This is a genomic window from Citrobacter sp. S55_ASV_140 (assembly GCF_018919505.1).
GTDB classification, from domain to species: Bacteria; Pseudomonadota; Gammaproteobacteria; order Enterobacterales; family Enterobacteriaceae; genus Citrobacter; species Citrobacter werkmanii.
Genome location: NZ_JAHLQZ010000002.1, coordinates 1 through 23,853, shown reverse-complemented (window position 1 = coordinate 23,853; position 23,853 = coordinate 1). Strand labels below are relative to the sequence as shown.

The 23,853-nt window shown below is 49.6% G+C and carries 21 protein-coding genes; 15 read left to right on the top strand and 6 right to left on the bottom strand.

Going from position 1 to position 23,853, the window contains the following annotated elements; translation table 11 throughout:
- Positions 1 to 145: 145 nt before the first annotated feature.
- From KQJ18_RS00605 to KQJ18_RS00595, 3 genes are all read left to right on the top strand, one after another.
- Positions 146 to 3,202, top strand: coding sequence for an FAD-binding and (Fe-S)-binding domain-containing protein (locus tag KQJ18_RS00605; protein ID WP_204525071.1), 3,057 nt, complete (start codon positions 146 to 148; stop codon positions 3,200 to 3,202).
- Positions 3,199 to 3,609, top strand: coding sequence for a 1,4-dihydroxy-2-naphthoyl-CoA hydrolase (menI, locus tag KQJ18_RS00600; RefSeq protein WP_042308766.1), 411 nt, complete (start codon positions 3,199 to 3,201; stop codon positions 3,607 to 3,609). Before KQJ18_RS00605 ends, menI begins: the two co-directional genes overlap by 4 nt.
- Positions 3,610 to 3,686: 77 nt before the next feature.
- On the top strand, positions 3,687 to 3,875 hold the full coding sequence (locus KQJ18_RS00595; RefSeq protein WP_029139522.1) for a YdiH family protein: 189 nt from the start codon (positions 3,687 to 3,689) through the stop codon (positions 3,873 to 3,875).
- Positions 3,876 to 3,942: 67 nt separating this feature from the next.
- On the opposite strand, the gene KQJ18_RS00590 is transcribed toward KQJ18_RS00595, so the two are convergent.
- Positions 3,943 to 4,794, bottom strand: a complete 852-nt coding sequence (locus KQJ18_RS00590; RefSeq protein ID WP_216421216.1) for a Vmh family MBL fold metallo-hydrolase — start codon at positions 4,792 to 4,794, stop codon at positions 3,943 to 3,945.
- Between the two features lie 122 nt (positions 4,795 to 4,916).
- Here KQJ18_RS00590 and KQJ18_RS00585 point away from each other — a divergent pair, with 122 nt between their 5' ends.
- Positions 4,917 to 5,804 carry a LysR family transcriptional regulator gene (locus KQJ18_RS00585; RefSeq protein WP_159121261.1) on the top strand — a complete coding sequence of 296 codons (888 nt, stop codon included), beginning with the start codon at positions 4,917 to 4,919 and terminating at the stop codon, positions 5,802 to 5,804.
- Positions 5,805 to 6,041: 237 nt separating this feature from the next.
- Here KQJ18_RS00585 and KQJ18_RS00580 read toward each other — a convergent pair whose 3' ends face one another.
- Positions 6,042 to 6,638, bottom strand: coding sequence for a hypothetical protein (locus KQJ18_RS00580; protein ID WP_137347212.1), 597 nt, complete (start codon positions 6,636 to 6,638; stop codon positions 6,042 to 6,044).
- A 5-nt stretch (positions 6,639 to 6,643) separates the two neighbouring features.
- Positions 6,644 to 7,264, bottom strand: a complete 621-nt coding sequence (locus KQJ18_RS00575) for a helix-turn-helix domain-containing protein (protein WP_032939795.1) — start codon at positions 7,262 to 7,264, stop codon at positions 6,644 to 6,646.
- A 955-nt stretch (positions 7,265 to 8,219) separates the two neighbouring features.
- Here KQJ18_RS00575 and KQJ18_RS00570 point away from each other — a divergent pair.
- The 8 genes from KQJ18_RS00570 (at position 8,220) to KQJ18_RS00535 (ending at position 18,781) form a co-directional block, all read left to right on the top strand.
- A complete protein-coding gene (locus tag KQJ18_RS00570; protein ID WP_216421214.1) occupies positions 8,220 to 11,732 on the top strand; it encodes an autotransporter outer membrane beta-barrel domain-containing protein in 3,513 nt (1,170 codons plus the stop codon).
- A gap of 401 nt (positions 11,733 to 12,133) precedes the next feature.
- Positions 12,134 to 12,502: a Fe-S cluster assembly scaffold SufA gene (sufA, locus tag KQJ18_RS00565; RefSeq protein ID WP_038640259.1), complete on the top strand. Its 369-nt coding sequence runs from the start codon at positions 12,134 to 12,136 to the stop codon at positions 12,500 to 12,502.
- 8 nt (positions 12,503 to 12,510) lie between these two features.
- Positions 12,511 to 13,998, top strand: coding sequence for a Fe-S cluster assembly protein SufB (gene sufB / locus KQJ18_RS00560; protein ID WP_038640262.1), 1,488 nt, complete (start codon positions 12,511 to 12,513; stop codon positions 13,996 to 13,998).
- 16 nt (positions 13,999 to 14,014) lie between these two features.
- On the top strand, positions 14,015 to 14,761 hold the full coding sequence (gene sufC / locus KQJ18_RS00555; RefSeq protein ID WP_038640264.1) for a Fe-S cluster assembly ATPase SufC: 747 nt from the start codon (positions 14,015 to 14,017) through the stop codon (positions 14,759 to 14,761).
- The gene (sufD, locus tag KQJ18_RS00550) at positions 14,736 to 16,007 is read left to right on the top strand and encodes a Fe-S cluster assembly protein SufD (protein ID WP_137350503.1); all 1,272 of its coding nucleotides are present in this window, start codon (positions 14,736 to 14,738) and stop codon (positions 16,005 to 16,007) included. The genes sufC and sufD overlap by 26 nt, the downstream gene beginning before the upstream one ends.
- Positions 16,004 to 17,224, top strand: coding sequence for a cysteine desulfurase SufS (gene sufS, locus KQJ18_RS00545; RefSeq protein WP_085049437.1), 1,221 nt, complete (start codon positions 16,004 to 16,006; stop codon positions 17,222 to 17,224). Before sufD ends, sufS begins: the two co-directional genes overlap by 4 nt.
- 12 nt (positions 17,225 to 17,236) lie before the next feature.
- Complete coding sequence (sufE, locus tag KQJ18_RS00540; protein WP_038640268.1) at positions 17,237 to 17,653, top strand: cysteine desulfuration protein SufE; 417 nt, start codon at positions 17,237 to 17,239, stop codon at positions 17,651 to 17,653.
- A gap of 123 nt (positions 17,654 to 17,776) precedes the next feature.
- Positions 17,777 to 18,781 carry a L,D-transpeptidase family protein gene (locus KQJ18_RS00535; RefSeq protein WP_137347314.1) on the top strand — a complete coding sequence of 335 codons (1,005 nt, stop codon included), beginning with the start codon at positions 17,777 to 17,779 and terminating at the stop codon, positions 18,779 to 18,781.
- Positions 18,782 to 18,850: 69 nt separating this feature from the next.
- Here KQJ18_RS00535 and lpp read toward each other — a convergent pair whose 3' ends face one another.
- The 3 genes from lpp to KQJ18_RS24565 form a co-directional block, all read right to left on the bottom strand.
- Positions 18,851 to 19,087, bottom strand: coding sequence for a murein lipoprotein Lpp (gene lpp / locus KQJ18_RS00530; RefSeq protein WP_003029373.1), 237 nt, complete (start codon positions 19,085 to 19,087; stop codon positions 18,851 to 18,853).
- Between the two features lie 309 nt (positions 19,088 to 19,396).
- Positions 19,397 to 20,809, bottom strand: a complete 1,413-nt coding sequence (pykF, locus tag KQJ18_RS00525) for a pyruvate kinase PykF (protein WP_006684766.1) — start codon at positions 20,807 to 20,809, stop codon at positions 19,397 to 19,399.
- 7 nt (positions 20,810 to 20,816) lie between these two features.
- Positions 20,817 to 21,011 carry a hypothetical protein gene (locus tag KQJ18_RS24565; RefSeq protein WP_247672768.1) on the bottom strand — a complete coding sequence of 65 codons (195 nt, stop codon included), beginning with the start codon at positions 21,009 to 21,011 and terminating at the stop codon, positions 20,817 to 20,819.
- A gap of 375 nt (positions 21,012 to 21,386) precedes the next feature.
- On the opposite strand from KQJ18_RS24565, the gene KQJ18_RS00520 reads away from it, so the two are divergent.
- From KQJ18_RS00520 to KQJ18_RS00510, 3 genes are all read left to right on the top strand, one after another.
- Complete coding sequence (locus KQJ18_RS00520; protein ID WP_137350501.1) at positions 21,387 to 22,409, top strand: ATP-binding cassette domain-containing protein; 1,023 nt, start codon at positions 21,387 to 21,389, stop codon at positions 22,407 to 22,409.
- On the top strand, positions 22,402 to 23,070 hold the full coding sequence (locus KQJ18_RS00515) for a methionine ABC transporter permease (protein WP_069324235.1): 669 nt from the start codon (positions 22,402 to 22,404) through the stop codon (positions 23,068 to 23,070). Before KQJ18_RS00520 ends, KQJ18_RS00515 begins: the two co-directional genes overlap by 8 nt.
- A gap of 21 nt (positions 23,071 to 23,091) precedes the next feature.
- On the top strand, positions 23,092 to 23,853 hold a 762-nt coding region (locus tag KQJ18_RS00510), incomplete at its 3' end, for a MetQ/NlpA family ABC transporter substrate-binding protein (protein ID WP_216421212.1).

Genomic DNA, 23,853 nt, shown 5'->3' with positions numbered 1-23,853 from the left:
AATGATGAGCAATTTCAGCGGTTTTGAACAGGCGGATTCTGCCTGTAAATCTGCTGAGCGTATTAGAAAAAAATGTGATACAACAAACAAAGCAACACGCAAACGATTAAATTCACAACACAGACCGCAGGAAAGGGTCACTATAATGATTCCACAAATTTCTCAGGCGCCAGGTGTCGTTCAACTGGTGCTCAATTTTTTGCAGGCGCTGGAGCAGCAAGGATTCACGGGCGATACGGCAACGAGCTACGCCGATCGGCTGACAATGTCGACGGATAACAGTATCTATCAGCTGCTTCCTGATGCTGTGGTTTTCCCGCGTTCAACGGCAGATGTGGCGCTGATCGCCCGTCTGGCGGCTGAACCTCTTTTTTCGTCGTTGATTTTTACCCCGCGCGGCGGCGGTACCGGGACGAACGGTCAGGCGCTGAATCAGGGCATTATTGTTGATATGTCCCGTTATATGAGTCGCATTATTGAAATCAACCCGCAGGAAGGTTGGGTGCGGGTCGAAGCCGGGGTAATCAAAGATCAGCTCAACCAGTTTCTGAAGCCTTACGGCTATTTCTTTGCCCCGGAATTATCCACCAGTAACCGGGCAACGTTGGGCGGGATGATCAATACCGACGCATCCGGACAAGGTTCGTTGGTTTACGGTAAAACCTCCGATCACGTGCTGGGTATCCGCGCGGTGCTGATGGGCGGCGATATTCTTGATACCCAGCCAATGCCGATCGAACTCGCCCAAACGCTGGGCAACAGCAATACCACTATTGGCCGCATCTATAAGACGGTGTATGAGCGGTGTCGTGATAATCGGCAGCTTATTCTTGATAAATTCCCCAAACTCAATCGCTTCCTTACCGGTTACGATCTCCGACACGTCTTCAACGACGAGATGACCGAATTTGATTTAACCCGCATTCTTACCGGCTCAGAAGGTACGCTGGCGTTTATTACCGAAGCGCGCCTGGATATCACGCCGTTGCCCAAAGTCAGGCAGTTGGTCAACGTCAAGTATGACTCGTTTGATTCAGCATTGCGTAACGCCCCGGTTATGGTGGAAGCGCGCGCACTGTCGGTAGAAACCGTTGACTCCAAAGTGCTTAATCTGGCGCGGGAAGATATCGTCTGGCATTCGGTAAGTGAGTTGATTACCGACGTACCGGATAAAGAAATGCTGGGCCTGAATATCGTCGAATTTGCGGGTGACGATGAAGCTTTGATTGATGCTCAGGTCAGGGCGCTGTGCGAACGCCTGGACGGCTTAATTTCCCGTCAGGAAGCCGGTGTCATTGGTTGGCAACTGTGTACTGAACTCGCGGGCGTGGAGCGCATTTACGCCATGCGTAAAAAAGCCGTCGGTTTGCTGGGAAATGCGAAAGGTTCCGCGAAGCCTATTCCGTTCGCTGAAGATACCTGCGTTCCACCGGAGCATCTGGCTGACTACATTGCCGAGTTCCGTGCGCTGCTCGACAGCCACGGTCTGAGTTATGGCATGTTTGGTCACGTGGATGCCGGCGTGCTGCACGTCAGACCGGCGCTGGATATGTGTGACCCGCAGCAAGAAGTGCTGATGAAACGCATTTCTGACGATGTGGTCGCGCTGACGGCAAAATATGGTGGTCTGCTGTGGGGCGAACACGGGAAAGGTTTTCGTGCAGAATACAGTCCGGCGTTTTTCGGTGACGAACTGTATCGCGAATTGCGCAAAGTGAAGTCGGTATTTGATCCGCAAAACCGGCTGAACCCGGGGAAAATCTGTCCACCGGAAGACGTTGACGCGCCAATGATGAAAGTGGATGCCGTCAAGCGCGGGACTTATGACCGACAGATCCCACTGGCGGTGCGGCAAGAGTGGCGCGGAGCAATGGAGTGTAACGGCAACGGGTTATGCTTTAACTTTGATGCGAAAAGCCCCATGTGCCCGTCGATGAAAATCAGCCTCAACCGAATCCACTCGCCGAAAGGCCGTGCCACGCTGGTACGTGAATGGCTGCGTCTGTTGGCGGATCGCGGAATTGACCCGATACAGCTGGAAAAAGAGCTGCCGGAAAAACGCGCCAGTTTACGCACGCTGATTGCCCGCACCCGCAACAGCTGGCATGCGCGTAAGGGCGAATACGATTTCTCGCATGAAGTCAAAGAGGCGATGTCCGGTTGTCTGGCGTGTAAAGCCTGTTCCACGCAATGTCCGATTAAAATTGATGTACCGGAGTTCCGCTCGCGCTTCCTGCAACTGTACCACACGCGTTATCTGCGACCGTTGCGCGATCATATGGTGGCGACCGTTGAGAGTTATGCGCCGCTCATGGCGCGTGCGCCCAAAACGTTTAATTTCTTCATCAATCAGCCGCTGGTGCGTAATCTGGCTAAAAAGCACATCGGTATGGTGGATTTACCGTTGTTGTCTGCGCCGTCGCTGCAACGTCAGTTGGTTGGTCATCGTTCTGCGAACATGACACTGGAGCAGCTCGAATTACTCAGCCCGGAACAAAAAGCCCGTATGGTGCTGGTGGTACAGGATCCGTTCACCAGCTATTACGATGCGCAGGTGGTGGCTGATTTTATCCGTCTGGTAGAAAAACTGGGCTTACAGCCGGTACTGCTGCCGTTCTCGCCAAACGGCAAAGCGCAGCACATTAAAGGCTTTTTAAACCGTTTTGCCAAAACAGCGAAAAAGACATCTGAGTTTCTCAACCGGGTGGCGAAGCTGAATATTCCAATGGTGGGCGTTGATCCGGCGCTGGTGCTCTGTTATCGCGATGAATACAAGCTGGCGCTTGGAGAACAGCGGGGGGATTTCCATGTATTGCTGGTCAACGAATGGTTATCTACCGTTGTGGCGTCACAGCAGCCAGCTGCTATTGCCGGTGAGCCGTGGTATTTCTTTGGTCATTGTACCGAAGTGACGGCCCTGCCAGGCGCGCCTGCGCAGTGGGCAGCTATATTTGCCCGTTTTGGCGCCAGGCTGGAGAACGTCAGCGTGGGGTGCTGCGGCATGGCTGGCACTTATGGGCACGAAGTGAAAAATCACCAGAACTCACTGGGGATCTATGAGCTATCATGGCACCAGGCAATGCAACGACTGCCGCGAAATCGTTGTCTGGCTACCGGATATTCCTGTCGTAGCCAGGTTAAACGCGTTGAAGGCACGGGCGTTCGCCATCCATTACAGGCACTGCTGGAGATTATAGGATGATCTGGAAACGTGAAGTCACTCTTGAGGCGCTCAATGCCATGGGTGAAGGAAATATGGTGGGGTTGCTCGACATTCGCTTTGAACATATTGGCGACGATACCCTGGAGGCCACAATGCCGGTGGACCATCGCACCAAACAACCTTTTGGTTTACTACATGGCGGTGCATCGGTGGTGTTGGCGGAAAGCATTGGTTCGGTGGCCGGTTACCTGTGCACTCAGGGGGAGCAAAAAGTGGTGGGCCTTGAGGTTAATGCCAACCATGTTCGCTCTGCGCGGGAAGGGCGTGTCAGAGGCGTGTGTAGCGCCATTCATACCGGCTCTCGCCATCAGGTATGGCAAATCGAAATCTTCGATGAGCAAGGGCGATTGTGTTGCACATCGCGTCTGACGACCGCTATTTTGTGATGCATATTGCTTTTGGTCATTATCTGCGCAGTGAATGGTGTTATACTGTGCAGGTTTTGAACACAAGCGAGGATGATATGTCTACCCAATTAGACCCGGCCCAACTGGCAATAGAGTTTTTACGTCGTGATAAAACCGATCTTTCACCGGCTCAGTACCTGAAAAGACTGAAACAGCTTGAGCTGGAGTTTGCGGATTTATTGACGCTCTCTTCAACTGAACTGAAAGAAGAGATCTATTTTGCCTGGCGCATGGGCGTTCATTGATTCCGGTATGCTTATTGTAATGTAACCCCGACATGCGTTCGGGGTTATTTTTGGCGTTAAATCTTGTTTACCACTTCATCTCACCGGTATTGACCTTCGCGCTTAGCTCCAGAGAGCTGGCGTCCGCCAGACCTGGCCATGCCGCCGTCATGGTTTTAATCACGTAAGCTGAACCTTTATTCGCGCTTAACGCCTGCTCAAATGACTGCAAATAGTCCCGGGTGAAGCGAATCGCTTTATCGCCTGTCGGGCGTTCGCCAATGTAATGCCCCGGAACCACCTGAGCGGGCTGTAAGTTCTGCATCTCGCTTAACACATTGCGCCACGCGGAACGCTGTTCAGCAGACTGCGTATCCGCCGTCCAGACATGAATACCCGAAGTCACGCCAGTACCGCCAATGATTGCGCGGTTCGCCGGGATCCAGACATACGCCGCATAATCGTTGGGATGGCGAAGTTCCAGCGTTTCGCCATCAACCGTGAAACGCGTTTGTGTGGTGGCTTGCGGCACGGTGAGTGATGTTGGCGCGCCGTCCTTCATTTGCGGGCCCCAGAACTGCAGTTTGGCCTCTTTCGTGGCGCGGATATGCTCAACCACATGCGGTGTTGCCAGCACTTTTACCTGTGGGAAGGCGTTGACGAGGGGCTGCAGACCGAAATAGAAATCCGGATCGCCGGAGGTGATTACGATGGCTTTCAGCGTTTTACCGCTGGCGTGAATCATCTGTACCAGTTGTTCGCCATCTTTGGTGCTGAACTGCGCATCAAACAAAATCGCTTCTTTCGGTCCTGAAACCAGCGTCGAGGAGACCGGGAAAATAGCCTTATCCTGCGGGTTGTAGACGTCCAGCTGGAGCGGGGCGGCAAAGAGTGAAGAGGAGAACAGGGGTAACAGCAGAGCCAGAGTTTTAACATTCATACCAGGTAACCTTGTGCAGGAAATTGTCTTTTGATAGTTCGCGTATTTTAAGGATATTTGCATCTGTTAGAATTCCTGTATCAGGGTATGCTGAGTTTCTTAAAACGATCGGATGGGATGCAATGGACAGAGTAATGGCGGCAACGGTATTCAACCATATCTGTGATTTGGGCAGCTTAAGCGCCGCCGCGCGAGCGCTGGGGCTTTCCAGACCGATGGTTAGTCGTTACCTCGACGAAATGGAAAAATGGGCGGGGGCAAGGCTTATCCATCGGTCGTCGCGTCGCCTGACGATCACGCCAGCCGGAGAAGAAGCGTTAGTGAAAACGCGTTCTCTGGCGCAACTTTCGCTGGATATTGCTGCCGCCAGTGCCGCGCAAATACCTTCCGGTACGCTACGTGTCGCTTGCGCGCACTATACCGCGATGCATATTCTTGCCCCGGTGCTGCCCACTTTTCTGGCGCGGTATCCGCAACTGCGCATTGAGGTTGAGATTAATAATCAACCGGTAAGTCTGGTCGGGGAACGCATCGATGTGGCGATCCGCATTACGGATACCCCCGAGCCTGGGACCATCGCCCGTCGATTGGGGGACTGTGAATCCGTGCTGTGTGCGTCTGTCGATTATCTGCATCAACATGGCACTCCTGAAACGCTCGACGATCTTACGCAGCATAACTGCCTCTATTACAGCGGCTTTGCCGGAAAATCCTGGCACTTTCTCGATGTACAAGGGCAGACGGTTTCTGTTGCGATCAAAGGGAATTTGAGCGCCGGGATCTCTTCGCTGCTCTGTGAGTCGGCGCTGGCGGGTATGGGCATTGCGCTGGTACCGGAGCCGGAAGCGCGAGAAGGGTTGGCGCAGGGAAAGTTAGTTCGGTTACTGCCAGAGCTACAGCCTAAACGCCTGCCAATATACGGGTTGTATCTTTCTCGTGAGCATCAGCCTGCGGGGTTACGCTTGTTGTTAGACGAAATTAGTGAAACAACGCGCGAATTATGTCATTGACTGCGCTCAAAAAACAATCAAACCGCAATTTGTGTTAAACAAAACTTATCCGGAAGTGAGATTATTCTTATGCCCCTTCAAGAGCTAAGCCATTACGAGTGCCGGAGATAAGCGCCGGATGGGGCCGGAACCCTTAAGCCTGCCAGCAAGCAGACTTAAGGGTTTTTTGTTATTTGCACTGTTCCGCATAATAATGCATTGCTGCTGAGACTGTAAGCGCTTAATTTCTATGTGCCTTTAAAGATGATAATTGGACTGTCTGCCACAATGAAAATAGTTTGTTCTTGACTCTAAAATAAAAGTGTAAGCGAGATGGATGTTATTCCTTTCTAAGTTAAATTCACATTTAATTTTACTGAGTCTGGCATAAACTATCTTTGCATTCAAACCACTTAGTTCAGATATTTCAGAAAATGAATAACCCTGACACAAATGCTCAAGAATAAAAAAATCCTTATTTGTCAGAGGCTTTGAAGCGTAATGATGCTCCAGTTCTGGAATGCTGGCTACAGACCACTTAGTATACGCCTTTGCTTTTTTTAGAATATCCACCCAGTTTAATATTGATTCTGTCGGTGTAATGCATAGTATGCTGAATTTACGCAGAAAATCTGCTGTCTGTTTATTGCATATAGCTATTATTTTCTGCGGTTCATCTAATGTAATCCGCATGTAATTTTTTATTTTATTTAATAGTAAGATTGGATGTGGGTTTTCGATGAGATCGAAAATATGAATGACCTCATCGGGTTGTGAAGTTTCAAATATTTCATCAATGAGGCCCAAAACCCCCTGCCGGGTATAGGCACAGTAAGTATGTATATGAAATCCCATAGTGTTTATCCTTTTTCTTTAGGAATCCATTCAATAAGTATTCCATTTTTAATATCTAGTTGGCCATTATCTCTGTAATGGTTTACGACACGCATTATTGTACTTTTTGAATACTTTGTTCTTTCCTGAAGAAATTTATAAACAGAGATTGATTTTCTAAACTCTGGTGGGAGCATACTAAGAACGGTAATCAGCTCTCCGATTGCCACTTTAACTGATGCGCCATTGAGGTTGGCATCTCTGCGCCATATGGCTTGAGATTTATACTTTTCAACTATCCACAATTCTTTGAATAAATTGAACTTTTCCACTAAATTCAATGCAGTTTCTTTTTTAATCCGATATGCTACTGAATGAGCCCGTATCTCACCATAAAAGTACGCTTCACTTTCAGGATGGTCGGTCCCGCTCATAATATAGGGCGCAAGCGCAGTACAGAATACCAGGTCGTCCATTGTTCTCCTGATATCCATCGCTCCTTCAGTCAGAAAGACGAAGTCAGTATTATTCGGCTTAACGCCTAAAGTACGCTCAATTCCAATTTCGCTTTTTATTATGATACGCGCGGCACCGGATGATAACCATTTGGAGATAATTAACTTCATTTCATCATTTGGCTTCATCATACGCAGGATTCTCATCATAAAAGTGGAATTTTAGTATCAATGTTCAATGAGCACTCACGATGTAAGTATATTCACATGGGGAATACTTTCCTTGCAATATGGGAAAATAATTAATTCCACATTGAAATGGTAACTTAATGAAATTAAATGAAATTATTATGTAATATAAGGTCGTTTTGTGGTTCAAGCATTTGTACTGGCTCGTTTTTTTAATATTTTAATCTTGGTTTTGCGTTTATGTCTGGTTTAATGTTCTGTACTCTCTCTATTTTGTGAATTATATATCCACAAGGTTCTTATGTGTTCTATTCCTGAGTGTGTCATTTGAATCTTCTCTTTACATAAGTTTACATAACGAGAGGGGCGAGAGGCAATTCGTTAAGCGAGAAATAATTTATTCCGTTATTAAATCGGGAGTTACGTTGCAATGCGCCGTAATGCCTGCAGAATTTCAAACGTATTACTTATTGACGACGATCCTGTTCGCGACTGCATAGTTATAAACAGGAATGTGCGGTTAGCGGTGGGCTGGGGAATTTCATATATATCAAATGGTTAATATATGCCTGGTCTGCCGGTCAAAGAAATGTTAGTTACGGTGTCTGTTATGTATGTCAGGACAAGATAAAAACGAAAACAGGACGACAAGGATAAGGATGTAAAGGAAAGTAATAGATATAAAACAACAGGATATTAAATCTGAACCTATTTGCTGCATTAAAAAGTTTAGGATTTTTCATGCTGGTTGGAAATTGATAGCTTTAATAACCAGGGTATACTCGTGGCGTAAAACTGTGTAACTTGATGTTTCTAAATCATGGGGCTATACATAACTTAGTTATGCCATGAGCTATTACTATTCTCCAGGATCGTTCAAGTAATTACACCTCTTAAGAAAATGAACTTCACTGCAAACGTAGTGGGGTTTTAGAGATATGGGAATTAAGGAGCGTCGATGTCTTGCTTAAACACCAGGTTATCAAAAGTATCAATAATGATTGGTCTTCTATTCTCAACATCAACTGAGATCGCTAAGGCGCAAACGATAGCCGATAACACATCAACTAATGTGCCTGCAGGCTATTCATCGTCAAGCAGTACTTCTGATACTCCAGAGTTATTTGCTTTGAATGCAGGAACAATTACTTCGCCTGGGGCATTAAATATTGTCACGACCGGAGGTAACTCTGAGGGCGTTCTTGCTCAATCTGGCGGGACGGTTAATCTCAACGGCGTTTCAACTATTACGACTTCTGGCGGCGATTCATCCGGAATTAAAGTGGATGGTACAGGTTCTTCGGTAACAAGCCAGGGGGACCTTAACATCACAGCAAATGGAAGTTCGTATGGAATATATGCCTTAAACGGCGGCAAAGTTGATGTTTCCGCCGGGACGTTAAACGTAACGGCTAACAACGATGCATCTGCCAATGGCCCATATAGCGCAATAGAAGCTAGCGGAAACGGAACCAGTGTAATTGTTAATGCCGGAGGCTTGATTCAGACATCCTCTCTTTTACCTTCTGGTGGAGGAGTCAATTCGTCTGCAGTGAATGCATCAAATGGGGCCAGTATCGAGCTTAATGGCACCTCATCCTCTAAATTAAATATTAAAACCGTTGGCGATACTGCGCATGGTATCTCAATGGATGCTAACGGAGTGGGGACTTCCGTCCATGGAAGCAACTTAGCTATCTCCACATCGGGTGCAAATGCAAATGGGGTATTTGTTGGGGATGATTTTTTACTTAGTGACTCGACCGTAACGACCTCCGGGACAGATGCCGATGGTATTAAGTTCCTCGGCAGCAATAGTGCAGGTGTGATACAAAATTCATCCATTACGACCAGTGGGGCGACTGCAAACGGTATTTCAGTTATCGCTGGCGGTGATTCACAGCTCAATGGAGTTTCAATCAACACGACAGGCGACGAATCTTTTGGCATCTATGCCACGAGTTCAGGCAACGTTAGCTCACAGGGGCTGTTAAGTGTTAATTCCACCGGAAGTGGTTCTTCAGCGATAGTTGCTCAAGATAATAGTAACGTTGACGTTCGCGATCGGTTCAATATTGTGAGTACTGGCGATGATGCTTCTGCTATATCTGCTACAGACAGCAGTACAATCACATTGTCAGGTACTGGCACCATCGAAAAGAATTCATCATCATCCATCTTCACAACATCTGCGATTTATGCTGCATCAGCAAGCAGTGTCTCAATCCAGGGTACAGATGCCATAAATATCAACACGACAGGTGCGAACATTCATGGCGCCTATGTAGATGGCAGCGGTGATTTGAATAATCCGACAAGCATCTCGCTCACCAATACTAACATTTCAACTGCTGGAGTGGGGGCGCTTGGTGCATACGCGATAAAAGAAGGGGCTACCCTGAACGTTGTTGATAGCAATATAAACACAAAAAATTCATCCGCTGCAGGCGTTATGACGAGGGATGGCGCCATCGCCAATATTAGTAACTCAAATATACTTACCGAGAATCATATTTCAGCGGCGGTACGGGCGGTATCTGGTGGCAAGATTAACGTCACGGATAGTGCGTTAGAGACGAAAGGTAACTATTCGCCAGGTGTTTCTCTTGAGGGTGGGGATGTCGTTCTTACTAATACAACAGTAAATACGACTAATAGCATCCAAAGCCCGGCAATTTTGCAGAATCGCGGCGTGTCGACGCTTTCAATGACTGGCGGTGAATTATCATCTCTTGCCGGTGAGTCTATCTACGCTATAGAAGGCAATGGGACCATCCAGTTAAATGAGGTTAATTCCACCGTTAATAACGGCGTGTTTATTCAAAACACGGGGGCAGCGGCGTTAGAAGTCAATGCCGATGCTAACTCAGTTGTGTCGGGGGATGCAATTAATACCTCATCATCGACGGCTTCGCTTTCGCTTAACAATGGCTCTGTCTGGACAGGTAAAGCTGTTGATATGACAAATCTAAACATTGCCAATGGAAGCCAGTGGAATGTGACGGGCGATTCAAATTCTGCGGCTATTACCTTAAATAGTGCTTTGATTAACTTTCAAAGCAGTGGCGTTAATGATGTTAAGACCATCACGACGAATTCATTCTCCGGAAATAATGGAACGATAACTTTTAATACGGTTCTTAATGAAGGCGACGCTAATACAGTTTCTGACAGAATTGTAGTTAATGGTGATGCTGCCGGTAGCCATACGATTAATATCAATCAGATTGGTGGAGCGGGGGCGCTCACGGTAAACGATGGTATTAAACTTGCTTCTATCAGTGGTCAGGATACGAGCTCGGTAACGCTATCAAAACCTGTTGTCGCAGGCGCTTATGAATATCTGGCGTATAACGGCGGCCAATCAGGAAATGGATGGTATTTGCGCTCGACTTTAGAGCCTACCCCAGAACCGCCCGAGGAGCCGACGCCGAATCCAACCCCTGAGCCGACGCCAAATCCGACGCCAAACCCAACCCCGGAGCCGACGCCAAATCCGACTCCGGCCCCAACATCGGAACCATCATATAACCCATCAGTACCTGGTTACGTTATCGCCCCGTACTTAAACCGTATGTATGGCTATCAGACCGTTGGTACTTTGCATGAAAGGGTCGGTGAACAGGAAAATATTAAGAAAGAAAGTAATATGCCTCAGGGGGCCTGGGGACGTATTGGCGGCGGTGAAACAAAATCTAATGCAGATCGTTTTAACTATGACGCCGACACCTGGTTTGCTCAGCTTGGCGGCGATCTTTATAACAACTTTGAAGAAGATGGCACCAGAGTACATAGTGGCGTATTTGCTACTTTCGGACAAGTTAGCACGTCTGCTAAAGATTCTGTTCGTGGAATGTATCAAGGCAGATCGACAACGACAGGTAAGATCAATTCCAAAGGTTACGGTGTAGGGGCTTATTACACCTCATATTTTTCAAATGACGTATATGTAGATACTGTGGCTCAGTATACTCACTATCGTAATGAATATAATAGTATTTACGGTAATGATGCCACTCAGGATGGTGATGGCATAACTCTATCCGTAGAGGCAGGTAAGCCATTCAAATATGCCAATGGGTTATATCTGGAACCTCAAGTTCAACTTATGTATCAATACCTTCACTTAGATGCGACAAACGATGGCGTTGCCTACGTTAAATCAACGTCTGATAACTCGGGCCTTGCTCGTATCGGAGGACGTCTGGGTTATGATAGCGTTAAAACATCTAAAGCACATCCATATTTAACTGCAAATGTCCTGACTAATATTGGTCGTTCGCCAGATGTAACGGTGAGCTCGGTGAAATTTAATCAAGATTATTCAGACCAATGGTATGAAGTGGGCGGTGGTTTTACCGGTGATATTACCAAAAATGCTTCACTATATGCAGATATGAAATATCAGCATGATTTTGAAGGTAATATGCATGGTTTTGCTGGCAACCTGGGAATTCGGGTTAACTGGTAATAGTTAAAGGGCGGTAAGTTTATGCTTACCGCTTTTTTATTAACGTAAGTAATATGCCTGTAAATCAATACGTTTTGTAATATGCAAATATTAAGTCCCTGATTATACAATAATTGCATGATTTTATTCAGATTTTAAAACCAATCCCTTAAATAGGTATTACCTATACATCTTTTGGCGTTTGACCTGCCTGAACGATTGGATTTTCATAATCCATTATTAATCAATGCATTGAACAAAATAATCCATCTCTGATAACCCGCGCTGCAGGGTCTATGCTTATTAAAAGTAGCCAAAAATGGCGATTAACCCGAATGCCCCTGCTGTTGAGGGGTTGAAGTGATAATCATTATCACTAACATGGTGTTATAGCTTGAAAGCTAATGACTCGAGGTAACCCTATGGAATTGCATTCAGGAACATTTAACCCGGACGATTTCGCATGGCGTGGTTTGACGTTAACGCCGGCAGCTGCGGCGCACATCCGCGAACTGGTGGCAAAACAACCCGGTATGTTGGGCGTGCGTTTAGGTGTGAAACAAACCGGATGCGCGGGATTCGGCTACGTGCTGGACACCGTCCGTGAGCCGGAAAAAGACGATCTGCTGTATGAATCTGATGGCGCCAGACTTTATGTGCCGTTACAGGCGATGCCGTTTATCGACGGGACGGAAGTCGATTTCGTTCGCGAAGGATTAAATCAGTTATTTAAATTTCATAACCCGAAAGCCCAGAACGAATGCGGCTGTGGCGAAAGTTTTGGGGTATAGGCGGTACTATGTCTCGTAATACTGAAGCAACTGATGATGTCAACACCTGGGCTGGCGGGCACCTCAATTATAAAGAGGGCTTCTTCACCCAACTGCAAACCGATGAGCTGGCAAAAGGGATCAATGAAGACGTTGTGCGCGCGATTTCGGCAAAACGTAATGAACCCGACTGGATGCTGGAGTTTCGCCTGAATGCCTTTAACGCATGGCTCACCATGGAAGAGCCGCACTGGCTCAAAGCGCACTACGACAAGCTGAATTATCAGGATTACAGCTATTACTCTGCGCCGTCCTGCGGCAATTGTGATGAAACCTGTGCTTCTGAACCGGGGGCTGTTCAGCAAACAGGGGCGAATGCCTTTTTAAGCAAAGAGGTAGAAGACGCCTTTGCACAGCTAGGGGTACCGGTTCGTGAAGGAAAAGAGGTGGCGGTTGATGCTATTTTCGACTCGGTGTCGGTGGCGACAACCTATCGCGACAAGCTGGCAGAGCAGGGCATTATTTTCTGTTCGTTCGGTGAGGCGATTCATGACCATCCCGAGCTGGTGAAACAGTATCTGGGAACCGTCGTTCCGGGTAATGATAATTTCTTCGCCGCGCTGAATGCCGCAGTGGCATCTGATGGCACCTTTATTTATGTGCCGAAAGGCGTGCGTTGTCCCATGGAACTCTCTACCTACTTCCGGATTAATGCCGAAAAGACCGGGCAGTTTGAACGCACTATTCTGATTGCGGATGAGGGCAGCTACGTCAGTTATATCGAAGGTTGTTCAGCTCCGGTACGCGACAGCTACCAGCTACATGCGGCGGTGGTGGAAGTTATCATCCATAAAGATGCTGAAGTGAAATACTCGACGGTGCAAAACTGGTTCCCCGGTGATGGTAATACCGGCGGCATTTTGAACTTCGTCACCAAGCGCGCGCTGTGCGAAGGCGAAAACAGCAAAATGTCGTGGACGCAGTCGGAAACCGGCTCGGCTATTACCTGGAAATACCCAAGCTGCATTCTGCGTGGCGATAACTCTATCGGTGAATTCTACTCCGTCGCGCTGACCAGCGGTCACCAGCAGGCCGATACCGGCACCAAGATGATCCACATTGGCAAGAACACCAAATCGACCATCATCTCGAAAGGGATCTCCGCCGGTCAGAGTCAGAACAGCTATCGCGGCCTGGTAAAAATCATGCCGACCGCCACCAACGCGCGTAACTATACCCAATGCGACTCCATGTTGATCGGGGCGGACTGCGGGGCGCATACCTTCCCGTATGTCGAGTGTCGAAACAACAGCGCCCAGCTTGAGCACGAAGCCACGACGTCACGCATCGGTGAAGACCAGCTGTTTTACTGTCTGCAACGCGGCATCAGCGAAGAGGATGCCATTTCGATGATCGTCAACGGTTTCTGTAAAGACGTGTTCTCTGAACTGCCGCTGGAATTTGCGGTGGAAGCGCAAAAACTTCTCGCCATAAGTCTTGAACACAGCGTCGGTTAAAATTTAAGGAAAGCACATGTTAAGCATTAAAGATTTACAGGTCAGTGTCGAAGATAAGGCGATTCTGCGTGGGCTCAGCCTTGAGATTCGTCCCGGAGAAGTCCATGCCATTATGGGGCCGAACGGTTCCGGGAAAAGTACGCTGTCCGCCACGCTCGCCGGACGTGAAGACTACGAAGTCACTGGCGGGACGGTTGAATTTAACGGTAAGGATTTACTGGAACTGTCGCCGGAAGACCGGGCCGGTGAAGGGATCTTTATGGCATTTCAGTATCCGGTAGAAATTCCCGGCGTCAGTAATCAGTTTTTCCTGCAAACGGCGCTGAATGCGGTGCGCAGTTATCGTGGGGAGGAGTCGCTGGACAGGTTCGACTTCCAGGATCTGATGGAAGAAAAAATCGCGCTGCTGAAGATGCCGGAAGACTTACTGACGCGTTCGGTAAACGTCGGTTTCTCTGGCGGTGAGAAAAAGCGGAATGACATTTTGCAAATGGCGGTGCTGGAGCCTCAGTTGTGCATTCTCGATGAGTCAGACTCCGGGCTGGATATTGATGCGCTGAAAATCGTCGCCGATGGCGTGAACTCGCTGCGCGACGGGAAACGCTCATTTATTATCGTCACTCACTATCAGCGCATCCTGGACTATATCAAACCCGATTATGTTCACGTTCTCTACCAGGGGCGAATTGTGAAGTCCGGCGATTTCACGCTGGTCAAACAACTGGAGGAGCAAGGATATGGCTGGCTTAGCGAACAGCAGTAACGTGCTGCAACAGTGGCACCATCTGTTTGAGACCCAAGGGGAGACCCGTTCGCACTATGCGCAACAGCATCTGCAACAGCTACTGCGTCTGGGGCTGCCAACGCGTAAGCATGAGGACTGGAAATACACGCCGCTGGAGGGATTAACCAACAGCCGGTTCGTCAGCAATATCTCCGCGCTAACGCCAGCCCAGTTTGAGGCGCTGGCACCAGCGATTGATGCGGTACGATTGGTGTTTGTCGACGGGAAATTTTGTCCAACGCTCAGCGACAGCGTGGAAGGTAGCGGATTTGATATTACCGTTAATGATGAGCGTCAGATGCTGCCTGCGGCTATCCAGCCGGAAGTATTTCTGCATCTGACCGAAAGCCTGTCCCGCAGCGTAACGCACATTTTGGTCAAGCGTAACCACCGGCCAGCGAAACCGTTGCTGCTGCTGCACATTACCCAGGGAGCGACGGGCGATGCGGTGAATACGGCGCACTATCGTCACCATCTGGATCTGGCGGAAGGCGCAGAAGCCACCGTTATTGAGCATTATGTCAGTCTCAGCGAGCTTCGCCATTTTACCGGGGCGCGCTTAACGATGAACGTCGCGGCCAATGCACATTTGCACCACATTAAACTGGCGTTTGAGAATTCGCTCAGCCACCACTTTGCCCATAATGATATTCAGTTGAGTGCAGATGCCTCGGCAGTCAGCCAAAGTTTCTTGCTGGGTGATGCTGTGTTACGCCATAACACCAGTACCCAGCTCAACGGCGAAAATACCACGCTGCGCCTTAACAGCCTGGCGATGCCGGTGAAAAACGAAGTTTGTGACACTCGGACCTGGCTTGCGCACAACAAGGGCTATTGCAACAGCCGCCAGTTGCATAAAACGATTGTCAGCGATAAGGGGCGGGCGGTGTTCAATGGCCTGATCAACGTCGCTCAACACGCCATTAAAACCGACGGTCAGATGACCAATAACAATTTACTGCTCGGAAAACTGGCGGAAGTGGACACCAAGCCTCAGCTCGAAATTTATGCCGACGACGTGAAATGCAGTCACGGGGCGACGGTAGGGCGGATTGACGACGAGCAGATGTTCTATCTGCGTTCGCGCGGGATCGGTCAGCAGGATGCTCAACAGATGATTCTCTATGCGTTTGCCGCTGAGCTGACGGAAGCCCTGCGCGATGAAACGCTTAAACAACTGGTACTGGCGCGGATCGCTCACCGCCTGCCGGGAGGCGTAGCATGACATTTCCCATTGAAAAAGTGCGGGCTGATTTTCCGGTCCTGACGCGTGAAGTGAACGGTTTACCGCTGGCGTATCTGGACAGCGCCGCCAGCGCGCAAAAGCCTAATCAGGTGATCGATGCCGAAGCCGAGTTTTACCGTCACGGCTATGCGGCGGTTCACCGTGGTATCCATACGCTGAGCGCGCAGGCCACGGAAAAAATGGAGAATGTGCGCAAGCTCGCCTCGCTGTTTATTAACGCTCGTTCCGCTGAAGAGCTGGTGTTCGTTCGCGGTACCACGGAAGGCATTAACCTGGTGGCGAACAGTTGGGGCACCAGCAATGTCAGGACTGGCGATAACATCATCATCAGCGAAATGGAGCACCATGCCAACATTGTTCCCTGGCAAATGCTATGCGCCCGCGTGGGCGCAGAACTGCGGGTCATTCCGCTCAATGCCGACGGCACATTGCAACTGGAAGCGTTGCCAGCGCTGTTCGATGAGCGTACGCAACTGCTGGCAATTACCCATGTTTCAAACGTACTGGGCACCGAAAACCCGCTAAGTGAGATGATTGCGCTGGCGCATCAATACGGCGCAAAAGTACTGGTGGATGGCGCACAGGCGGTTATGCATCATCAAGTGGATGTGCAGGCGTTAGATTGCGATTTTTATGTTTTCTCCGGACACAAGCTCTACGGGCCAACCGGTATTGGCGTGCTGTATGCCAGAGAGGCGCTGCTGCAGGAAATGCCGCCATGGGAAGGCGGCGGTTCGATGATTGCGACCGTGAGCCTGAGCCAGGGGACGACGTGGGCCAAGGCGCCGTGGCGTTTTGAAGCCGGTACGCCTAACACAGGAGGAATTATCGGGCTTGGCGCGGCTATTGAGTATGTTTCAGCGCTGGGGCTGACTGAAATTAGCGAATATGAACAGTTCATGATGCGCTATGCGTTGGAACAGCTGGCGGACGTGCCGGATTTGACGCTTTACGGACCGGATAACCGCCTGGGGGTGATTGCCTTTAACCTCGGCAAACATCACGCCTATGACGTCGGGAGTTTTCTCGATAACTATGGGATCGCCGTGCGGACGGGGCATCACTGCGCAATGCCGCTGATGGCCTACTATCACGTTCCCGCCATGTGTCGGGCGTCGATTGCCATGTACAACACCCATGAAGAAGTGGATCGCCTGGTGACAGGTCTCAAGCGTATTCATCACTTACTGGGATAACAGGGAGGCGTTATGGCTGCGCTACCGGATAAAGAAAAATTGTTGCGTAATTTTCTGCGTTGCGCTAATTGGGAAGAGAAATACCTGTACATCATTGAACTGGGTCAGCGTTTGCCGGAATTAAACGCCGACGATCGCTGCCCCGAAAATAGCATTCAGGGATGTCAAAGTCAGGTATGGATTGTTATGCGTCAGAATGCTGAAGGGATTATTGAATTTCAGGGCGACAGCGATGCGGCAATTGTGAAAGGGCTTATCGCCGTGGTCTTCATTCTGTACGACCGCATGACGGCCCAGGATATTGTGAATTTTGATGTGCGTCCGTGGTTTGAAAAAATGGCGCTCGCACAGCATCTCACACCGTCTCGTTCACAGGGGCTGGAGGCAATGATTCGGGCTATCCGCGCCAAAGCCGCAACTCTTAGCTAAACTGATAAAACACGTCAACTTTCAGACCAACTTGAAATCGATCGTGTAAGGCAACGCAGTGACTCGTAAGCCGGATCTGGCGCTCGCCGTCGTCCGGCAGGAACGCCAGGGGGGTGAGTGAGTATGAAACGCGCGTCTGTTATTACCTTAATGCTAATCGGCGCTTACAGCGCTATTCAGGCCGCATGGGCGGTCGATTATCCGTTGCCCCAGGCAAACAGTCGTCTTGTTGGGCAAAATCAAACTTATACCGTGCAGGAAGGGGATAAAAACCTACAGGCGATTGCCCGTAAGTTTGATACCGCCGCAATGTTGATCCTCGAAGCCAATAATACTATTGCCCCTGTTCCCAAACCCGGAACCCTGATTACTATTCCCTCGCAATTACTGCTGCCTGATGCGCCACGCGAAGGCATTATTGTGAATCTGGCGGAGCTACGTCTGTATTACTACCCGCCGGGAGAGAATATCGTTCAGGTATTCCCGATTGGTATCGGTTTGCAGGGGCTGGAAACTCCGGTGATGGAAACCCGGGTAGGGCAGAAAATACCGAATCCTACCTGGACCCCTACAGCAGGCATCCGTAAACGCTCACTGGAACGTGGCATAACATTGCCTCCGGTAGTGCCCGCCGGGCCAAATAACCCGTTAGGACGCTTTGCACTGCGTCTGGCGCATGGAAACGGTGAATACCTGATCCATGGCACCAGCGCGCCGGACAGTGTCGGTCTGCGCGTGAGCTCCGGGTGTATTCGCATGAACGCGCCGGACATCAAGGCATTGTTTGCTCAAGTCCGAACAGGAACGCCGGTCAGGGTGATTAATGAGCCGATCAAATATTCGATTGAGCCGAACGGCATGCGGTATGTCGAGGTGCATCGCCCACTGTCGCCGGAAGAGGAACAAAACGTTCAGACCATGCCGTATGTGCTCCCAGCCGGTTTTACTCAGTTCAAAGACAATAAAGCCGTTGATAACAGCCTGGTGGAACGCGCGTTGTATCGCCGTGCGGGTTATCCGGTCACAGTGACGGCCAGCCAGGCCTCGGTCGTTAACAATGGTGCGGAAGTGAAGTCTGCGCGAAATGGGGTGCCGGGAGAGAATGCAGAGGTGCGCGCTACGCAATAACAGGGAACGAGAAATTCAGGGCAAAAAAAATGGCGCACAACGTGCGCCATTTTTATTACACAGATACTATTACTTGCGGTATTTAGTAGCTGCGTTGTCCAGACGCTGGTTAGCGCGAGCTGCGTCGTCTTTAGCAGCCTGAACGTCGGAACGCATTGCGTTCACGTCGTTGCTCAGCTGGTCAACTTTAGCGTTCAGAGTCTGAACGTCAGAAGACAGCTGATCGATTTTAGCGTTGCTGGAGCAACCTGCCAGCAGAGTAGAACCCAGGATTACCGCGCCCAGTACCAGTTTAGTACGATTCATTATTAATACCCTCTAGATTGAGTTAATCTCCATGTAGCGTTACAAGTATTACACAAAGTTTTTTATGTTGAGAATATTTTTTTGATGGGAATGCACTTATTTTTGATCGTTCGCTCAAAGAAGCATCGAATTGTGCAAAAACGGCTAAAAAACCGAGTGAAAACAGAAAGCTTCCATCGGATTCATCTTAGATAATCACGGATTAGATAGTGAAATCCGATTTGATTTTTTATTAATTGTGGCTATCGATAAAATAAAAAAAGCGCCACGAGGGCGCTTTTATAAGCAAATTAATTCGCGGCGGAATTATTACAGTACGTGAACGGATGCGGTGTTGGTCGTGCCGCTTGGAACCAGCGCGCCAGAAACCATAACCACAACGTCACCTTTCTGCGCCAGACCGCTCTCCAGAGCAACTTCTTTGCCCAGACGGTAGAAATCATCGGTGGAGCTGATTTCTTTAACAACCTGTGCCACAACGCCTTTGCTCAGTACCAGCTGACGCGCGGTAGTTTCGTTAGTCGTCAGCGCCAGGATGGTGGCATCCGGGAAGTATTTACGCACTGCGCGAGCAGATTTACCGCCCTGGGTTGCAACGACGATCAGCGGAGCGTCCAGTTTTTCCGCAGTTTCAACCGCGCCACGGCAAACGGCTTCGGTGATGCGCAGTTTGCGGCTGTCGTTGTTGAAGTCCAGACGGCTGGTCATCACGCGGTCGGTACGTTCGCAAATGGTCGCCATGATGGTCACGGCTTCCAGCGGGTATTTACCTTTCGCGGATTCGCCAGACAGCATGACTGCGTCGGTGCCGTCGAGGATGGCGTTCGCGACGTCGCCGGCTTCAGCGCGGGTCGGACGCGGGTTTTTGATCATGGAGTCCAGCATCTGGGTCGCAGTGATAACGACTTTGCGCGCGCGGATACATTTCTCGATGATCATCTTCTGCGCGAAGATAACTTCTTCAACCGGGATCTCAACGCCCATGTCGCCACGAGCAACCATGATACCGTCAGACGCTTCGAGGATTTCGTCGAAGTTGTTCAGGCCTTCCTGGTTTTCGATTTTGGAGATGATCTGGATGTTTTCGCCGCCGTGCGCCTTCAGGTGCTCGCGGATTTCAACCACGTCAGAACGTTTACGGATAAAGGATGCCGCAACGAAGTCAACGCCCTGTTCGCAACCGAAGATCAGGTCCTGTTTGTCTTTCTCAGCCAGTGCTGGCAGCGCGATAGAAACGCCTGGCAGGTTAACGCCTTTGTTTTCGCCCAGGTCGCCGTTGTTCAGCACTTTACAGATAACTTTGTTACCTTCGATCGCGGTAACTTCCATGCCGATCAGGCCATCGTCAACCAGTACGGTGTTGCCGACAGACAGATCTTTAGTGAAGCCTTCGTAAGTCACAGCAACGATTTCGCTGTTGCCGACAACAGATTTGTCGGTGGTGAAGGTGAAGGTCTGGCCTGCTTTCAGAGAAACGTCGTTACCGCCTTCCAGCTTAATGGTACGGATTTCCGGACCTTTGGTATCCAGCAGGATAGCGGCTTTCTTACCGGTTTTGCTCATCACGTTGCGCAAATTTTTGATGCGCTGACCGTGTTCTGCGTAATCGCCATGAGAGAAGTTCAGACGCATGACGTTCATGCCCGCGTCCAGCATTTTGGTTAACATCTCTTCGGATTCGGTTTTCGGACCGATGGTGCAAACAATTTTCGTCTTTTTCATGACAGTCTTAGTCTTTAAGTTGAGAAGGATTGGGAAATCTGGCTCCCATCGCGCACGGATGGGAAGCTAAACCTGAGTTACGAAAGTGGTGATGTCTCGCTCTAAGGATAGGTGACATCGAAAGAGCGTGCAGAGGAATGTGTGCTTGCGTTTCAGCCCAACGGGAAGGTGAGTTTTGTAGTCGTTGAGTTTTACAGGTCAATGTGCTGAAACCATTCAAGAGACAATTGGCGCGCATTATACGCTGAATTTTATCTAAAAGGAAAATGGAAACGCTGTTTCAAAACAGTTCTGTGCGGTTTTACAAAAAATATTCATTAATTTGTTCATCGGTATGGATAAAGGCGTTGGGCTCAGCGACAGTTTGTTGCGCAACAACCCGCCCTGGCTATCCAAATAAACAGATTTACGCGGGGGTTTTCAATGTACAGATCATATTCCTAAAAATTATATCAAATTCGTTTTAATTCATTCTAAAAGCCAATTTCACTCATTACACTCGTTTGGACATCCATACTGCTAAACAGCTAAAAGCGCTAGCAGGATTACAAAAAGCAGCAGCGGATACCCAAACGACATGATTGTCCTGAAAAATATTTCAAAAGTGTTTACGCCAGGCAGGCTATCCATTACCGCTGTCGATAACGTCAACCTGACGGTTGAGCAGGGACAGATTTACGGAATTATTGGTTACAGCGGGGCGGGTAAGAGCACCTTAATTCGCTTGCTTAATGGTCTGGAAAAACCGACCTCCGGCAGCGTGACGATTAACGGCCACGATATCTCTGCCGCCCGCGGAGAATCTCTGCGTCAGGCGCGACTGAAAATCAGCATGGTGTTCCAGCACTTCAACTTACTGTGGTCGCGCACGGTTAGCGAAAATATTGCTTTCTCTATGCAAATCGCGGGTGCGCCAAAGGCGTCCATCAAAGCGCGGGTTGCCGAACTGATTACGCTGGTTGGGTTGAGTGGTCGCGAGAATGCTTATCCGTCTCAGCTCAGCGGCGGGCAAAAACAGCGGGTGGGAATTGCCCGCGCGCTGGCGAACAATCCTGACGTACTGCTATGCGACGAAGCCACCTCGGCGTTAGATCCGCAAACTACCGATCAGATCCTTGATTTACTGCTCGATATTAACCGTCGCTTCAAATTAACCATTGTGTTGATCACCCATGAAATGCACGTGGTGCGCAAAATCTGCGACCGCGTGGCGGTGATGGAAAACGGTAAAGTCGTTGAAGAAGGCGATGTGCTCAGCGTCTTTACCCATCCGCAGCAGCCGATCACCCGACAATTCGTGCGTCAGGTGAGCCAGTACGCCGAAGAAGATGAGTTCAACCCACAGTTGGCACGCGAACTGGGCGGCGTGGTGATCAAGCTAACGTTTACCGGTCAACGCACCCACCGTCCCGTCGTTGGAGAATTGACCCTGCGCTACGGCCTGCCGTTTAACATTTTGCACGGCAAGATGACGCAAACCGCGCACGGAGTGTTTGGTCAGCTATGGGTGCACGTTGTGGCGACCGAGGAGCAACTGAGCAATATTCTGGCCGACCTGCACGATAGCGACATTGAAGGTGAGGTGATTCAACATGGCTGAAGGACTGTTCCCCCATCTGAAATGGGATCAATTATTAGCAGCAACCCAGGAAACGCTCTATATGACCGCCCTTTCTGGCGTGGCGACCTTTGTCCTTGGGATCGCCCTTGGCCTGGCGCTGTTTCTGACGGCGCGTGGCGGACTGTTCCACAATCGCGCCGTGTATAGCGCGATTTCGCTGGTGGTGAATATCTTCCGTTCGATCCCTTTCATCATTTTGATCGTGCTGCTGATCCCATTTACCAAAGCGATGGTTGGCACCATTCTCGGCGCCAATGCCGCGCTGCCTGCGTTAATTGTGGGAGCCGCGCCGTTTTACGCGCGTCTGGTCGAAATTGCCCTGCGTGAAGTGGATAAAGGCGTTATTGAAGCGACGCGTTCGATGGGCGCGCGTCTGAGTACGCTTATTTTTCGGGTTTTACTGCCGGAATCTTCTCCCGCTCTGGTGTCCGGGATTACCGTGACGCTGATTGCGCTGGTCAGCTACAGCGCGATGGCGGGAGTCATTGGTGCCGGGGGTTTAGGGAATCTGGCCTATCTGGAAGGATTCCAGCGCAACCACAGCGACGTCACGCTGGTGGCGACGGTGACGATTCTGCTCATCGTCTTCATCATCCAGCTTTGCGGCGATGTGATCACCTCTCTGTTAGATAAACGCTAATAAAATACGGAAACCATTATCATGAAAAAATCACTGACATTACTCGCCGCAGCAACCTTAAGCGCCCTGAGCTTCGCCTCCTGGGCTGATACGCTGACCGTTGGCGCATCAAACGTACCGCACGCGGAGATCCTTGAGCAGGCCAAACCGATTCTGGCAAAGCAGGGGATCGACCTGGAAATTAAGCCGTTCCAGGATTACATCCTGCCGAATACCGCGCTGGCTGGCCGTGAAATTGACGCTAACTACTTCCAACATATTCCGTATCTGAACAGCGTGATTAAAGATCATGCTGGCGATAAAACCTATGACTTCGTCAGCGCCGGAGCGATTCACATTGAGCCGATCGGCATCTATTCGAAGAAGGTGAAATCGCTTAAAGATCTGCCGGAAGGCGGCAAGGTCATCATGCGCGATGCGGTATCTGAGGAAGGCCGTATCCTGTCGATTTTCGAAAAAGAGGGTGTGATCAAGCTGAAACCGGGGGTGGACAAAGTCACCGCGCGCATTAGCGACATCGTGGAAAACCCGAAAAAACTGAAGTTCCTGCCTAACGTGGAAGCGGCGCTGTTACCGCAGATGTACAACAACGACGAAGGCGATGCGGTGGTGATTAACGCGAACTACGCTATCGACGCGGGGCTGGATCCGGTGAAAGATCCGATTGCCGTCGAAAGCGGTGAAAACAACCCGTATGCCAACATCATTACCGTACATCGCGGCGATGAGAAGAAAAAGGATATTGTGGCGCTGGTAGACGTGCTGCATTCAAAAGAGATTCAG